Origin of the sequence: Ureibacillus galli (genome assembly GCF_014836845.1) — a bacterium.
In the GTDB taxonomy this organism is placed as follows: domain Bacteria; phylum Bacillota; class Bacilli; order Bacillales_A; family Planococcaceae; genus Ureibacillus; species Ureibacillus galli.
This window is the reverse complement of sequence record NZ_JACSQA010000002.1, coordinates 63,568-79,089: the sequence shown is the minus strand read 5'-3', so window position 1 is coordinate 79,089 and position 15,522 is coordinate 63,568. Positions and strand designations below refer to the sequence as shown.

General features: G+C 32.8%; 12 protein-coding genes. 7 read left to right on the top strand and 5 right to left on the bottom strand.

Features of this window, described 5'->3' with window-relative positions:
- Positions 1 to 34 precede the first annotated feature (34 nt).
- From H9636_RS02075 to H9636_RS02065, 3 genes are all read left to right on the top strand, one after another.
- A complete protein-coding gene (locus tag H9636_RS02075; RefSeq protein ID WP_191705998.1) occupies positions 35 to 508 on the top strand; it encodes an IDEAL domain-containing protein in 474 nt (157 codons plus the stop codon).
- 647 nt (positions 509 to 1,155) lie between these two features.
- Positions 1,156 to 2,427, top strand: coding sequence for a nucleotide sugar dehydrogenase (locus H9636_RS02070; protein WP_191705997.1), 1,272 nt, complete (start codon positions 1,156 to 1,158; stop codon positions 2,425 to 2,427).
- Positions 2,428 to 2,504: 77 nt separating this feature from the next.
- Complete coding sequence (locus tag H9636_RS02065; protein WP_191705996.1) at positions 2,505 to 3,236, top strand: WecB/TagA/CpsF family glycosyltransferase; 732 nt, start codon at positions 2,505 to 2,507, stop codon at positions 3,234 to 3,236.
- A 123-nt stretch (positions 3,237 to 3,359) separates the two neighbouring features.
- Here the strand turns inward: H9636_RS02065 and H9636_RS02060 are convergent, their stop codons facing one another.
- Entirely contained in the window at positions 3,360 to 4,820 is a 1,461-nt protein-coding gene (locus tag H9636_RS02060) for a carbon starvation CstA family protein (RefSeq protein ID WP_191705995.1), read from the bottom strand.
- 436 nt (positions 4,821 to 5,256) lie between these two features.
- Positions 5,257 to 6,714, bottom strand: a complete 1,458-nt coding sequence (locus tag H9636_RS02055; protein ID WP_191705994.1) for an O-antigen ligase family protein — start codon at positions 6,712 to 6,714, stop codon at positions 5,257 to 5,259.
- A gap of 306 nt (positions 6,715 to 7,020) precedes the next feature.
- On the opposite strand from H9636_RS02055, the gene H9636_RS02050 reads away from it, so the two are divergent.
- The 3 genes from H9636_RS02050 (at position 7,021) to H9636_RS02040 (ending at position 10,457) form a co-directional block, all read left to right on the top strand.
- Positions 7,021 to 8,121 carry a glycosyltransferase gene (locus H9636_RS02050; RefSeq protein WP_191705993.1) on the top strand — a complete coding sequence of 367 codons (1,101 nt, stop codon included), beginning with the start codon at positions 7,021 to 7,023 and terminating at the stop codon, positions 8,119 to 8,121.
- Positions 8,118 to 9,653, top strand: a complete 1,536-nt coding sequence (gene murJ / locus H9636_RS02045; RefSeq protein WP_191705992.1) for a murein biosynthesis integral membrane protein MurJ — start codon at positions 8,118 to 8,120, stop codon at positions 9,651 to 9,653. The genes H9636_RS02050 and murJ overlap by 4 nt, the downstream gene beginning before the upstream one ends.
- A 222-nt stretch (positions 9,654 to 9,875) precedes the next feature.
- Positions 9,876 to 10,457, top strand: a complete 582-nt coding sequence (locus tag H9636_RS02040) for a TetR/AcrR family transcriptional regulator (protein WP_191705991.1) — start codon at positions 9,876 to 9,878, stop codon at positions 10,455 to 10,457.
- Between the two features lie 51 nt (positions 10,458 to 10,508).
- On the opposite strand, the gene brnQ is transcribed toward H9636_RS02040, so the two are convergent.
- Positions 10,509 to 11,813, bottom strand: a complete 1,305-nt coding sequence (brnQ, locus tag H9636_RS02035) for a branched-chain amino acid transport system II carrier protein (RefSeq protein WP_191705990.1) — start codon at positions 11,811 to 11,813, stop codon at positions 10,509 to 10,511.
- Positions 11,814 to 12,394: 581 nt separating this feature from the next.
- On the opposite strand from brnQ, the gene H9636_RS02030 reads away from it, so the two are divergent.
- Positions 12,395 to 13,456 carry a glycosyltransferase family 4 protein gene (locus H9636_RS02030; RefSeq protein WP_191705989.1) on the top strand — a complete coding sequence of 354 codons (1,062 nt, stop codon included), beginning with the start codon at positions 12,395 to 12,397 and terminating at the stop codon, positions 13,454 to 13,456.
- Between the two features lie 154 nt (positions 13,457 to 13,610).
- On the opposite strand, the gene H9636_RS02025 is transcribed toward H9636_RS02030, so the two are convergent.
- Both H9636_RS02025 and H9636_RS02020 read right to left on the bottom strand, forming a co-directional pair.
- Positions 13,611 to 14,675, bottom strand: a complete 1,065-nt coding sequence (locus H9636_RS02025) for an LCP family protein (protein ID WP_191705988.1) — start codon at positions 14,673 to 14,675, stop codon at positions 13,611 to 13,613.
- 203 nt (positions 14,676 to 14,878) lie between these two features.
- On the bottom strand, positions 14,879 to 15,511 hold the full coding sequence (locus H9636_RS02020) for a YigZ family protein (protein WP_191705987.1): 633 nt from the start codon (positions 15,509 to 15,511) through the stop codon (positions 14,879 to 14,881).
- Positions 15,512 to 15,522 lie beyond the last annotated feature (11 nt).

Sequence of the window (15,522 nt, the reverse complement as noted above, 5' to 3'; positions counted from 1 at the left end):
ATTTACGGAAAATACTTAATTGGGAGGGGATAGAATGATTCAAGTGCAGTTTATGAAGCCTTTTTATACAAAAGTAAATGGAAAGACATTGCGTTTAGTGTTTGCTTATCAATATTTCTCAATTGTAAAGGATGACGAGCTGTATCATTTTGTTCCTGTTGAAGGTAAGGAAATGATTATTGATTTAGATACGAAGCAAATCGAAAACCTTTCGGAGATTTTTGTTTTCCAAAGAGGAAATCGCTTTATTCGTTTACCATTATATCAACTACTTCTAATATCCAACGTACACGAACATTTAAGTCCTATTTTGGAAAAGGCATCAAACAATGAAGACCAATTAAATATCCTTCCTAGCGATAAAGAGGAATCAGAAGTTCAAAAAATGATTCGTCATTTAGAAGAACAAAATTTAGATCGATTAATTGATAAAGCTTTAGAAATGCGCGATGAAAAAAGATTTTATCAACTATTAAATGAAAAAAAGAAATTAAACGAGTCAAATTAGTATCAAGATAAGAATCAGTGCCTTGCTATCACTAATGATTGTCCATCAATATCAATATAAAACAAGCACCTTGATTAAAATCAAAGGTGCTTTATTTTATCAGGGGAAAATGTAAAGGGAACATTATGAAATCAATAGAAATAACTGAATGATGGCTAACACAATCCCAGAACCGACAATCCCAAATAACCAATCTTCCTTTGATATGGACAGTTGTTTTAATACTTTCAATATAACTCCCTCCTCTACATCCCCATTATTTCCAATTATTGAAAATGTTAAAACTGTAAAAACTATATTAAGAAATTCTAAGTATGTAGAGAATGTCATTTTGAAATGAGAAAATAAAGTTAATCAAGCCTACTGTTAAAGACTAATAAGGAAAAGAGAGGGTAGAATGGAGTTGAGTATTAGTGAGTTAATTATTAGAAATAGAAAATTCAAATTAGACACTTTAGTAAAGATGCATAATCAAAAGCAGATTCAAAGCTAAATCATTTTTTCAGATTCTAAAACTTAATGTGGATTTGTATACTATTATGCATGTTTTGGTGGAAGGAATGATTAATTCCAACTTCATCTTTATTTTTAGTATGATTTAGCGATAAATCAACGCTATTCTCTATACGGAAGGAAAGTGGGCTATGATGACAAAAACAGTTTGTGTCGTTGGATTAGGGTATATTGGATTAACGTCAGCAGTAATGTTCTCGAACTATGGCATGAAAGTACATGGTGTAGATATCAACCCGTCAGTTGTTCGGAATATTAATGAAAAAAAGTTACACATAGAAGAACAAGGTTTACAAGAATTGTTGGACCGAGCATTAGAAGAAGGAACTTTTACTGCATCTACTACACCACAAGAAGCAGATGCATTTATCATCTCTGTTCCGACACCTATAAATTCAAATAAAACCGCAAACTTAGATTATGTTAAAGAAGCAACAAAATCGATTGTTCCTTATGTGAAGAAAGGAAATTTAGTTATTTTGGAGTCGACAGTTCCACCGAAAACAGTTGAAAACATTATGATTCCTGAATTGATGGAAACAGGGTTAGAAATTGGCACAGACATTTATGTGGCCCATTCTCCCGAAAGAGTGATTCCTGGGAAAATATTCGAGGAGTTAGTAAAAAATGATCGTATCGTAGGTGGGATCAATGAAAAATCTGCCGAGCTAACAAAAGAATTATATGAAAGCTTCGTACAAGGGGAGATTCACTTAACTGACGCAACTACTGCAGAACTCGTTAAAGTGATGGAAAACACATATCGAGATTTGAATATTGCGTTTGCTAACGAACTTTCCAAAATAGCAGATAATATTGGGGTCAATATTTGGGAGGCGATTCAGTTTGCAAATTTACATCCGCGGGTCAATATTCATTTTCCTGGACCAGGTGTAGGTGGCCATTGTATTGCTGTTGATCCATGGTTTCTTGTAGAAATAGGTGGGGATGATGCACAGCTTATTCACCTTTCGCGACATATAAATGATAGTATGCCTGCCTATACGGCTCAAAAGACATTATCCATTTTAAAAGACAATAAAATTGAAGGCGGAAAGGTAGCGGTTTTAGGTTTAGCATTTAAAGGAAACGTAAATGATATACGTGAAAGCCCATCGATTACCGTAATTGATTATTTACAACAACTCGGATTGGAAGTTGTATCGTTTGATCCGCATATTAAGGAAAATAATCATGAGACACAAACTCAATATTTAGAGGAGGCTACAAGGGACGCGGATATTCTTTTATTTTTAACCGATCATCATGAATTCAAAACCTTTGATCCGTTGACGATTACAACAAACAATAAAATAGTATTTGACACGAAAAATTGTTTAAATCGAAAAGTTTGGCAAAATGCAGGTTTTCAATATTATTTATTAGGCGATGCGAAGTTTATATAAAAGATTACCAAACCATCACATTGGGGCAGAAATTTGTTTAAGCTGCCTTCTTTGTCTAAAAGGACGGTTGTACAAATATGAAAGAAAAAGTACTTGGGATTCAAGTGAATACTGAAAAGTACGATAGACTTATTCAAGAAATATTCAGTCGAATCGAGAGGAAAGAAAAAACATTAATTGTTGCAATCAACCCTGAAAAAATAATGAATGCAAAAGACAATGAAACATTAAAAAAATTGCTAAATGATGCTGAAATTCAAATCCCTGATGGTATTGGTGTTATCATTGCATCTAAAATCCAAAAAGGGAAAATCCATGAACGCGTAACCGGTGTTGAAATGATGATGCGTATTTGTGAAGAGGCATCGAACAAAGATAAATCAATTTTTTTATACGGTGGTAAGTGTGGAGTAGCAGATAAGGCTGCAAAAAAATTAAAGGAATTATACCCGAGTATTAAAATTGTTGGAACACAAGATGGTTATGAAAACAATATGGAAAAAGTCATTTCGAATATAAATGCAGTAAAACCGGACATATTATTTGTCGCAATGGGTAGCCCAAAACAAGAAAACTGGATAAACCAATATCGTAATCAACTTTACCCAACAATTTTTCAAGGAGTTGGAGGAAGTTTCGATGTTTTAGCTGGAACAGTAAAAAGAGCTCCTGCAATATTTCAACACCTTGGTTTAGAATGGTTTTACCGGTTATTAAAGGAACCGAAGCGATTTAAACGCCAATTAGCTTTACCTCGTTTTCTTGTTGAAGTAGTAAGACATTCGGTTCGAAAACAACATAAAATTTAAATTACTGTTGTACTAGTAGGAAAAATATATTGTAAATGTGGGATATTTCCTTATGAGTTATTTAATTGAAATCGAAAAACACCTTCACCAAAAGTGTTTAATCAACTGGTGAAGGTGTTTTATTTATTTCACTTCATTTACGTTAAATCGAGAGACATCTTCATCTAATAGGAAAGATGTTCCTCGTTTTTTATGGGCTGTATTAAAGAAGACAGCTACAATAGCCAACGTTGCTACAATCCCTCCAATATAAGAAGCGTTCAGTGGTATGCCGAATCCCATTGTTGGTTCGTAAAGAATATACACATTGACCATTACTGTCATAAAGGTAGCTGGTACTGTGGCAATCCAATGGTTCTTCTTTGCTAAGAATAAATACATTGCACCGACCCAAAGGGCGATAACGGCTGTTACTTGGTTAGCCCAAGAGAAGTATTGCCATAATATATTAAAGTCAATTTTCGTTAAAGCGTATGAAATGACGAATAATGGAATGGCAATCCATAAACGGCTTAATAGTTTTGACTGACCAAATTTGAAATAGTCCGCAATGATCATACGTGCTGCGCGGAATGCTGTATCCCCAGATGTAATTGGTAAAACAACAACTCCTAAAATCGCTAATGTACCTCCAATGGAACCCATCATTAATAATGAAACTTCACTTACTACAGCTGCAGGTCCTCCAGCAGCTAACATTTCATTTAAACCGCCGTAGCCATCAAACAAACTCATGGCTGCTGCGGCCCAAATCATGGCGATAATACCTTCTGCAATCATCATACCATAGAAAATTTTACGACCTTGTTTTTCATTTTGTGTCGTACGGGAAATGATCGGTGTTTGAGTAGCATGGAATCCAGATAAAGCACCACAAGTGATTGTAAAGAATAATAGTGGGAAAATAGGTAAATCATTTGGGTGCATATTTTGAAAACTTAACTCTGGAATTGGTGCACCAGTTACGATTAATCCAATTCCTACTCCTAGAGCCGAAAGAACTAAAAGCGCGCCGAAATAAGGATAAAGCCGACCAATTATTTTATCCACCGGCAATAACGTTGCTAAAATGTAGTAGAAGAAAATAACACCTACAATAATAGCAAGGGCTACCTTTCCATCTAGTAAATTATTAATTAACATCGCTGGTGACGTAACGAAAACGGTACCAACTAATAATAAAAGTAAAAGTGCGAAAACGTTTACAACATGCTTCATAAACTTCCCTAAAAACTTCGAAACTAACTCTGGTACATGTGCCCCTTTATTTCGGATTGAAATCATACCTGTTAAGTAATCATGAACAGCGCCAGCAAATATACAACCTACAACAATCCAAATAAATGCTACGGGACCGTAAAGTGCCCCAGCAATAGGTCCGAATACTGGGCCTGTCCCCGCAATGTTCAGTAACTGGATTAATGAATTTTTGTAAGTTGACATTGGAACATAATCAACACCATCCGCATTCACATATGCAGGAGTTGGTCGTTCTGATTTAGAACCAAAGATTTTTTCTACATACTTGCCATATGTAAAATAGCCTACAATTAAAATTGCAATACATATTAGAAATGTAACCATTTATAAACCCCCATCCCTTTTTAAATATTCTCAATTTTCATAATAAGATAATATCATAATATGTTATATAACAACAATGGTATTTTGAAAATTTCATATAGAACAGTTTGGGAGGATTATATTTTTGGAGATTCGCGTAATAGATGAAAAAATATAATTAATTCGATAAATAAGAGATTTGAGAAAAGGGATGATCATTTCGATTGAAATAAGTTCGAATCTAATCACAAATCATAATTAGAATTGTTTAGAAAGTTCGTAAACATTGCAGTGAAAAGGATTCAATTGTAGAATAGATATATACTTTGTCACACTTTGTGAATGTCTAACACCATATATGGCTAAAAGACTACAAAAGACACTTATTCGGAGTGGGGAAACAGTTAAACTGTTCCTTATCTTCATAAGTGTCTTTTTAAATGGATTTTATCGAGAATTACTTTATATCGTATTGTTTGTAAAGGTTATGTTGTACTGCAAATACCCCTATAATAATAAAGAAGATTAAAGTATAAATTTTCAATTCCCAAATATTATAATATGCCCCTGAACATCCGGTTGATATCCATAAAGCAATCATAAATTGTCCGAAACTTGTATTCTTTCGTTTCCAAAACAGGAGAACCATTGAAATTAAAAATATCCCAAATAAAATGACGCCGATTGTCCCGGTTTCAGCGATGATTTGAATATATTGGTTATCGGAATAAATTTTATTATCGTAATAAATCGATAAATCGATTCCATAGTCTTCATAAATAGGTGATCCATAGGAAAGGGTAGCAGCACCACCGAATGTACCGAATCCCGTACCTGTAATAGGATGGTCACTAAAAATTTCAAACCCTTTCTTTATATAAAAAACTCGCCCATTAGAAACCATTAGTTCAATATTTTTTTCATCGATTGTTTGATTAAAACGGTCTCCAATACCCCCTGCAATTCCGTCCGGAGCTTCCACACCCATCGATTGTGCTAAATTCACCCCTCCAATTATAGGGAAGTAAACAAGTAGAACGGATGCTACTAAACTAATGGCTATTTGTTTAATTAAATAGAAGCGTCTAGATAAGAAAATATAAATAACCCCTAAAACAAAGGCAGATATTAAAGTTCCTCTCGAGAAAGTTAAAATAAAGATTCCCATAAAGAGCACGAGACTTATATTTAAGAAAACTTTATGCTCATGATTTTTAAATAGATGTTTCAATACAAAAACGGAAATAATACAAAACATTAATATAAGAGCTAATGAATTTGGGTTTCCTGCTAACCCATAAATTCTAGAAATATTCTCTGTAGATAGCACCATATGTTTCCAATTGTAAGGTAGCAGCCATTGACGAATCGAGATTTTTTCAACGATGCCATGTAATGATATTAACCAACCTAAACCGACACCTGTCCAAGCTAGTTTTGTCATAAAATTAATGGGTAATTGACTTCTAGATAAGAAGAAGTAAATAAAGTACATAATGATAAATGTACGGACTTGGAATAAAATTGCACCAACACTAACACCATTGAAATATCCAATTAACGCACCAAATATTAAAAAGATAAAGAATGCCCATTCAAATAATTTGAATTTTAATAAATTCTTCATATCAAATTTACTTGAAATCAGGCATTTTACTAATAAAATAAACGTAATGATATCACCGATATATTTCATACCGGTATTGACCTCGATTAAAAATGGCCGAATGGCAACATAAATAACTAAGTATAAAATACTTTCGAAAGGTTTTATAAAAGCGAAAATGATAAAAACTAAAGTTGTTAATATAATCGTTATTTTAGAAGGGAGAGCAAGTACAGCAAATGTAAAAATTAATAAAATAAAAATTTGAAGGAAATCTTTTGAGAATAAGTTTTGCTTTGTAAGTTGCATTTGAAAATTCCTTTCTTAATCTTAATAATATTGTGAGTAATTATTACATTCTCTAAACATTATACATATTTAGGAAAAGTATTGCTTTAGCACACGTTGGACAGAAAAAAATAAGGCGAGTAAACTGAAATTACAGTTTTTTGAAATTTAATAAAAAAATTTTTAAGTTGTCCCAATTTTTATTCATTATGTATTAATAAAGTATTAAGAAAAAGAGACATGTTTATTTTATAAGCAAATTATTAAGTTGTTTTCAATAATTGTGTAAAAATATGTTAAGAATTAATGAAAAGGCGTGAAGGACTGATGAAAAAGATATTCGTAATAAGTAATATGTATCCTTCTAGTAAACATTTATCGTTTGGGATATTTGTAAAAAACCAAGTAGATGCTCTTCGTAATGAAAATTTAGATGTTATCTTAGCGGTCAATAACGATCCAGCGACAGGAAAAATGAATACGATTGTAAAGTATGGTAAATGGGGAGTAAATATTATGAAGAAGGCGATGAAATTTCGTAAACAAATATCCCTTACTCATGCCCATTATGTTTTTCCATCAGGATTGTTTTCTTACCTTTTGAAAAAGTTATTTCATATTCCATATATTGTGACAGCCCATGGTGGGGATATTGAACGTATGGCAAAGAAAAATGCAACAATACGACAATGGACTGAAAAGATTTTAAAGGAATGTAGCGCTATCATTGCAGTAGGGCCCGTATTGGCAAAACAAATAGAAGAAGAGTATAAAATGCCTCGAGAGAAAATCACGGTTTGTAGTATGGGAGTTAATCGGGAAATATTCCAACCTGGCAATCTGTCTGTAGTAAGAGAGCAACTAGGACTGGATCAAAGAGATTTTATTTATTTATTCGTAGGAAATGTGATTAAACAAAAAGGAATAGAAGAATTGTTATTAGCATTTCAACAAGTGAAAAAAAGAACCGAGAAATCGGTTAAGTTAGTTCTAGTAGGGTCAAGACGGGATGAAAACTTTCTTCATCAAATTCAACCTTTTATTGATGATTCCGTTAAATTAGTTGATCCGTTAGAACAAAAAGAGTTAGTGAAATGGTTCCAAGCTAGTAATGTGTTTGTATTACCATCCCATATAGAAGGGTTTGGGTTAGTAGCATTGGAAGCTATTGCTTCAGGTACACCTGTTATTGCTTCACGTGTTGGTGGTCTCGTTTCTTTATTAGAAAATGGGACAGGCCATCTAGTGGAACCTAAAAACCCCGCTGCATTAACAGATGAAATGATGAGGGCTTTACAAACGCCGAAAGACCAATATTATAATGAAGAAGCTGCAAGAGAAGTATTGCTTATTCACGATGTAAAGGAAATTACAAAGCGAGTTATGGCGCTTTATGAATCAATTGTAAAGGGTGGTTCCAATTCATGAATAAATTTTTAAAAATTGTTGGAGCCGTTGCAATCATTAACATTGCTGCTCGCCTATTCGGTTTTCTTAGGGAAATGGTCATTGGTTATCAATATGGTCTATCGTTTGCTTCGGATAGTATTTTTACAGCCTATATGTTACCGAACTTTTTATATTTAGTAATTGGAGGTGCTTTTACTACCGCCGTTATATCCCTTTATAATAAAAAATCAACGGACCAATCATTATTTGTCAAACAATCTTTTACAATTGTACTCATATCAGTGTCGGTGTTGACACTGATTGTTTTATTGTTTACAGCACCTATTATTAATTTATTTTACAGCGATTCAGACTATGGGATTAGTCGAGAAGCTTTAGAATTATCGAAGCATTTATTTTATTGGATGATGCCCTCTTCCATCTTGTTATGTTTAGCATCTTGGTATAGTGGTCTATTGAATATTCATAATAAATTTCATTTATCAAGTATTTCCATTCTGATTTATAATGTCAGTTTCTTACTTATAGCTGTTGGTTTATCGCTATTTGTTGGGCCAATTGCTTATGGTATTAGTGCTTTCATAAGTGCTTTCGTTATGATTTATTTTCTAATTGTTGGCTATCGAAAATTGGACACGCACCAAGTTGGGCTTTCCTTTAAGAGGGATTACACAACAAAGCAATTGTGGTTAATGGTCATTCCGATTGCATTAGGTGGGGGGACGATACAAATTTATGCCATGTTACAACGTTTTTTTGTTGGATTCCTCGGCCTTGGAGAAAATGCTATTTCCGTTGTGAACTATGCTTCTCGGTTAACCCAATTTCCTCAATCAATTTTAATAACAGCTGTAACGACGGTTATTTACCCGATTTTGAGCCGAAAAGAAGCGGAAAATGATCATGCATCTATTAAAAGTTTATATAGTAGAGGATTGCATTATTTATTATTACTTTTAATACCTGTTTCAATCTATTCTTTTATTTACGGAGAAAATTTAATTCAAGTCATTTATGAATATGGAAATTTTACAGAGAAAGGTACAGCTATTACCACGCCTGTATTACAAATTTTTGTATTATCCATGTTCTTTTTAGCAGCAAATACATATATAACTCGTTTTTATTATGCAAAAGGTGACTCGATTGCACCAGTCATTTTTAGTATTCTCAATGTATTTGTTGTTAATATTGTAGTGATGTATTTATTTGCTGAGGGGACTGGAGTTAATGCCATTGCTTGGGGAACATTTATTAGTTCGGTTACGAATACAATAATGTTAATGATTTATGCGAACAAAAAATATAATTTAAAATTTATTTCTAATCAAAATTCCTATTTATTTAAGTCACTTGCTTCCTTTATTATGATTAGTATTATTCTTTATTTATCAAGCAAGTATCTCACATTCGATAATAAGTGGCTAACATTTATTATTGGAGTATTCGTATTTGTTGTCATTACGGTAGGCTCTTATTTCTTGTTTGGAATAAAAGAAGTGAAGGATTACTTTACCGTTATTAAAAAGAAAATTTTTAAAACGTCCTAAAAAAAACGCCTTTTATAAGGAGTTTTTTTATTGATAGTATTAGGTTAATTGAACTAAAGAAAATAATATATCAAAGTTGATTAAAACGGATAAATAGAACTTTTGTAATTTTATATAAGTCTAAAGTCTTTATTATCCCCTATAACTATTATATACTATTACTAAAGATTGGAATCATTATTTGTCTGTAAGTATTCTAATAGGATAGGTGGATTAGGTATAATGGCGCGTGGAAGAAAAGTGAATTCAAACGGTGAAAGAAGCAAACAATTACTACGTGAGAAGGCGATTGAACTTTTCGCATCAAATGGTTATTATCAGACGAAAATTAGTGATATTGTTAAAGCAGCTAATGTGACACAACCTACATTTTATTTATACTTTGATAGTAAAGATTCTTTATTTATTGATTTAAATGAACAATTCCAACTTAATTTATTTCGTTTATTTGAAGAACATCCGGGTCAAAATGTGGCACATTTTCATCAAGTAATCATAAACCTTTTACAATATTTTTCAGAAAATCCTTTACTAACAAAAATAGGATTGTATCAATCGGAAGAATCTTATTTAGTGAAGGAAAGATTAGTTGAGAAGTTTGAACATATTCTTGAGAGACAAAAACAATATTTTAGTAAGTTAGAACAAATGGACATACATATTATTTCACAAAGCTTAGTTGGCTCTATTGAACGTTTAACATTTACACTTTTATTAACAAATAAAAAAACCGTTGATCAATTAACGGAAGAACTTCTATCGATTTATTTCGTAAAAGAAGAATTACTAACCTATGCAAGATAGTTGGACTACCATAGTACAAGAAAAACCTCTCCTAATATGGAGAGGTTTTTCTTATTTAAATAGTAATTGAATGAACCATCCAATGAGCATCCCGATAATTGCAGGAACTAACCAGCCGATACTTTGGTCGTAAAGAGGTAATAATTCTAAAATATTTTCATACCATGGGAATTTAAAACCAGCTGCTTTAATTCCATCATAAATACTTACTAGTGCCGTCGCGATTAAAGCGAGGATATAAACAATCGGTGCGCGGTTAAATAGTTTGTCAAACATAACTAGGAACATTAACACAATGGCAATCGGATAAATAAATAATAAAACTGGTAAAGTAATTGAAATTAATTTCTCTAGTCCGAAGTTTGAAATGAAAAGACTAAAGAAAGTAAAAATAACGACTAAGAATTTATATGGTAATTTAGGAAATAATTTATTGAAAAAAGTAGCATTTGCGGATACGAGTCCAACTGCCGTTGTAATACAAGCCAATATAATGACTAAAGACAAAATCACATTACCTGCGTTACCAAATAGTACTCGGGCAGATTCTGCAATAATGCTTCCTCCGTCACCTAAGTAACCAATAGTATCAGTACTTGTCGCTCCAATATATTCTAATGATACATAGACGAAAGCTAAGCCGATTGCGGCAATAATACCAGAGAAGATTGTAATCGTTACTTGTTTTGAGCGATCCGTAATTCCTTTTGCTTGTAACGATTGAACGATAACAATACCAAACACAAGGGAAGCTAAAACGTCCATTGTTAAATAACCTTGAATAAAGCTTTCAGAGAATGCATTCGTTTTATAAACCCCATGAGGTGCACCGAATTCTCCCATCGGTGTCATAAATGACTTTACTGCAAGCAACGCAATAATAATTAATAGAGCAGGTGTTAACACTTTTCCAATACGGTCTACTAATTTCGTTGGATTTAATGATAAATAAAGTACGATTCCAAAGAAAAGTACTGATGTAATAAACAATGGCAACCAACTAGATTGAACCGTCTCCGGTAAAAATGGAGCAATACCAATTTCATATGTGACGGCCCCTGTACGCGGAATCGCGAAAAGTGGACCAATGGATAAATAAATAACTGAAGTGAAAATAAGGCTGAAAACGGGGTGAACCCGGTTTGCAACAACTTGTAAGTCACCACCGTTTTTAGCAACTGCTACGATTCCGATTAATGGTAACCCAACCCCTGTTATTAGGAAACCGATGATGGATGGTAAAAATTCCGTACCTGCATTTTGTCCTAATTCCGGAGGGAAAATAATATTTCCAGCACCTAAGAATAATGCGAAAAGCATAAATCCTACTGCAAGATTTTCTTTAATAAACTTCATTGCACTACAAATTCCTTTCTAAATTGAAAAGCAAAAACTTTCAAAAAATTTATTATATTTTTGTACACAATGATGAATTTTATCACATCTTGTCGGTAAATTAAATAGTTTATTTATTTTGTTAAAGGGATTGTAGGAAAATAGGATGAAAAAGGTAAATGAATTGGAGGCATCCAATTTTAGTAAGGAACATCTTCATTTTTAAAACCTTTTGTAAATTTTATGATATGCTTGTAACTTTCATTTTTAGAAAACGTCAAAATAAATAGCTTAGTTCGTTTTATTGAAAAAATTCATATTATTTTTACTTAAAGTTAAAAATTCAAAGGTTTCTTTTAATATTGAAATTCCTTAATATGGTTCAAAGAAACAAATTAATTTGATGGTTTCTTCATTGTAAAGTGGTATGAAGATCTTTAAGAGTGGTGAAAATAATATGAAAGGTAACTGATGCAACCTGTAAATGTAATTTAATCAATTTGTTTATTCTTTGTAATGAAATGTAGTTATTATTAGTACTATTTCATGGTATAATATTTTAGATTTAGACTGCATATATTTTACTCTTGAGGAGGAGAGACATGATTTACGTGTCTTTAGTCATGGCATTTATCGTTGCCATTTTAATTACTCCACTTGTGAAACGTTTAGCATTCCGTATCGGTGCAGTAGATGCGCCAAACTATCGAAAAGTCCATACACGTATCATGCCTCGACTTGGTGGTTTAGCAATATTTATTGCATTTTTAGTGGGACTAGCTATATTAAGACCCTTACCAGGTGGGGATAATTCATATTTAATGCCAATTGCGATTATTTTAGGTGCAAAGATAATTGTGTTAACAGGCATGTTAGATGATGTGTTTGAAATTTCAGCAAAAGCTAAATTTTTTGGACAGTTAATTGCCGCATTGATTATTGTATTTGTTGGAGATATACAAATTAATTTTATTAATTTGCCTTTTGGCGGTAAATTAGAATTTGGATTACTTAGTATTCCTTTCACAATTATATGGATCGTTGGAATTACGAATGCGATTAACTTAATCGATGGCTTAGATGGTCTAGCTGCTGGAGTCTCTACAATCGCCCTTGTAACCTTATCATGTATGGCTTTTATTATGGGAGATATGTTTGTTGTTGCCACAGCTGCTATATTAGCTTGTAGTACAATCGGATTTTTATTCTACAACTTTTATCCTGCTAAAATTTTTATGGGTGACACCGGAGCCTTATTTTTAGGTTTTATGATTTCAGTTCTTTCTTTACTTGGATTCAAAAGTTTAACTATGTTTTCATTTATCGTTCCAGTCATTATGCTAGGTGTACCAATCTCTGATACATTCTTTGCAATTGTCCGTCGTTTTCGCAATAAACAAAAGTGGACTGCTCCAGATAAATCCCATTTACACCATTGTTTAATTGGTTTAGGATTTTCTCATCGTCAAACAGTTCTATTAATTTATGGTATTGCCACATTATTTGGACTTGCTGCAGTGACGATTTCTGTTGCAAAGCTTTGGGGCGCCATTTTCTTAATTGCAGTCATTTTAGTACTGATTGAATTGTTTGTTGAAGTGATTGGTCTGGCAGGAAAGAATTATCGTCCATTAATCAACTTGGCAAAATTATTTAATAAATGAGTATAGTTATACAACATAAAAAGCTACTACTTTAGAACGTCCAAACGTTCGAGGTAGTAGCTTTTTATGTTGAAATTATTCAATGTTCTTTTAGAGGGTGTGATATTCAAAAAAAACTCCCAAATCTATTCATTGGGAGTTTTAAATATATAGCTTAAGGGTTTGAATTAGACGTCGTTTCAGTAATGTCAGTCTCAGTACTATTTTCAGAGAGATTAGATGTATCTGGAATTAAACCAAGACTTCCTTTTAATATTTGTGAAATTTCATTTATTGATTCTTCATTTAGTTGGTAATAGTATGTACCTGAAGATGTATCATCGGAGCCTTCTAATGATAACGATTCAATTGCAGGAACTCCTTCTGAGAAATAATTAATAAATGTTTTCATTTCACTAAATGTCATATCTGTTTTCATATTGTTACTAATGGCATCGATGACATCATCATATTTTGTAATGGATGTTACTGAAGTTGCTTTTTGTGCAATTGCTTTTATAATATCCTGTTGACGTTTACCACGCATAATATCGCTATCGTGTTTACGAGTCCTTGCTAAAGCAAGTGCTTCACTACCATTTAAATGTTGATAACCAGGTTCTAAATAAATCGTCTTCTTGTCATTTTCATCTCTTTCATAAAAGGCATAAGGGATATCAACGTCAACATCGATTCCTCCTAAACTATCGACAACATCTATGAAAGCATTAAAGTTCATTCTGACATAGTAGTCAACTGGAATATCGAATAATTCTTCAACTGTTTCAATTGTCGCAAGTGTTCCACCAAATGCATGGGCATGGGTAATTTTATCATTATGACCTACATAGGGAATATAAACATAAGAATCACGGGGGATGCTTAATATTTTAACAGTTTTTGATTCGTTATTTAATGTAGCTAATATAAGAGCGTCAGAACGAGAATGGTCGGATCCTTGTTCTCTTGCCTCACTGTCATCAACACCGATAAATAAAATGGAGACATTGTCTTCAAGGGGTTCCACTTTTGCTTCACGCATTTCGGAATATTCCCGATCGTTAATTTTTTCGTAGGATTTATTCGCAGCATTTTCTGCCTTTTTTACTAAATACACACCGTAACATGCTACACATAGGATAAGCGAGGCAGCTATTATTAAAAATACTTTGAGAAAACGAGAAAATTTCTTCTTCGGTTTCCTCTTTTGAATATATATATCTGATCTTGATTTTTTCATCTAAACTCTCCTCTAAACGTTGGAATCACAATTTTCATTACGATTGGATTCATTTTTAGTATGTCGAACCGAATAGTAAGGTATTGTTGGTAAAACTTTCAGCATAGTTAAAATACAAAACTCATAATCTGCAAAATAAAAATAATTCAATACGACTAATTATACTATGATGTCGAATGACAGTAAAACAAATTTTAATAGGTTTAGATGGTGAATTCTACAAATTTTTTATCGACACATTTAATAGAAGATTGACCATTTGTGATTTCAATAATCCAATTAGTAAATGTTTGTTCATCTTTTTGTAATACATCCACCAATAGATGAACAGAGTCGGCATATTGAATGTCACTTAAATTGTAATGAGAGTTTCGAATTTCATTTTCGACTTTTCCTAACCAAGTATAATCTATGGAAATTTTCATCACATGATGCAACTTTCGCTCTACAACTTGTGCTGATTCGATTCCTTCCGTTGTTGCTTTCCCATATGCGCGAATTAATCCTCCGCCACCTAGTTTGATTCCGCCGAAATAGCGTGTCACAACAACAACTGTATCTTTTAAACCTTGTTTTTTTAGAACCTCTAGCATAGGGACGCCAGCAGTTCCGCTAGGTTCCCCATCATCATTTGCTTTTTGAATTTGATCATGCTCCCCAACCATATAGCAAGAGCAATTGTGTGTTGCATTCGGATGCTTTTTTTTAATGGAATTTATAAATTCAATTGCTTCTTCCTCCGATTCAGCCCTATTTACATAGGCGATAAAACGAGATTTGGAGAGAACAATTTCCCTCTCTCCGAAGCCTTTTACTGTTTTATAGTCTTTTCGCATTATAATTTCTC

Coding starts and splice junctions, on each gene's coding strand:
- H9636_RS02050 (WP_191705993.1), top strand. CDS start 7,021: ATGAAAAAGATATTCGTAATAAGTAATATGTATCCTTCTAGTAAACAT.
- H9636_RS02055 (WP_191705994.1), bottom strand. CDS start 6,714: ATGCAACTTACAAAGCAAAACTTATTCTCAAAAGATTTCCTTCAAATT.
- H9636_RS02025 (WP_191705988.1), bottom strand. CDS start 14,675: ATGAAAAAATCAAGATCAGATATATATATTCAAAAGAGGAAACCGAAG.
- brnQ (WP_191705990.1), bottom strand. CDS start 11,813: ATGAAGTTTATTAAAGAAAATCTTGCAGTAGGATTTATGCTTTTCGCA.
- H9636_RS02065 (WP_191705996.1), top strand. CDS start 2,505: ATGAAAGAAAAAGTACTTGGGATTCAAGTGAATACTGAAAAGTACGAT.
- H9636_RS02070 (WP_191705997.1), top strand. CDS start 1,156: ATGACAAAAACAGTTTGTGTCGTTGGATTAGGGTATATTGGATTAACG.
- murJ (WP_191705992.1), top strand. CDS start 8,118: ATGAATAAATTTTTAAAAATTGTTGGAGCCGTTGCAATCATTAACATT.
- H9636_RS02075 (WP_191705998.1), top strand. CDS start 35: ATGATTCAAGTGCAGTTTATGAAGCCTTTTTATACAAAAGTAAATGGA.
- H9636_RS02040 (WP_191705991.1), top strand. CDS start 9,876: ATGGCGCGTGGAAGAAAAGTGAATTCAAACGGTGAAAGAAGCAAACAA.
- H9636_RS02020 (WP_191705987.1), bottom strand. CDS start 15,511: ATGCGAAAAGACTATAAAACAGTAAAAGGCTTCGGAGAGAGGGAAATT.
- H9636_RS02030 (WP_191705989.1), top strand. CDS start 12,395: ATGATTTACGTGTCTTTAGTCATGGCATTTATCGTTGCCATTTTAATT.
- H9636_RS02060 (WP_191705995.1), bottom strand. CDS start 4,820: ATGGTTACATTTCTAATATGTATTGCAATTTTAATTGTAGGCTATTTT.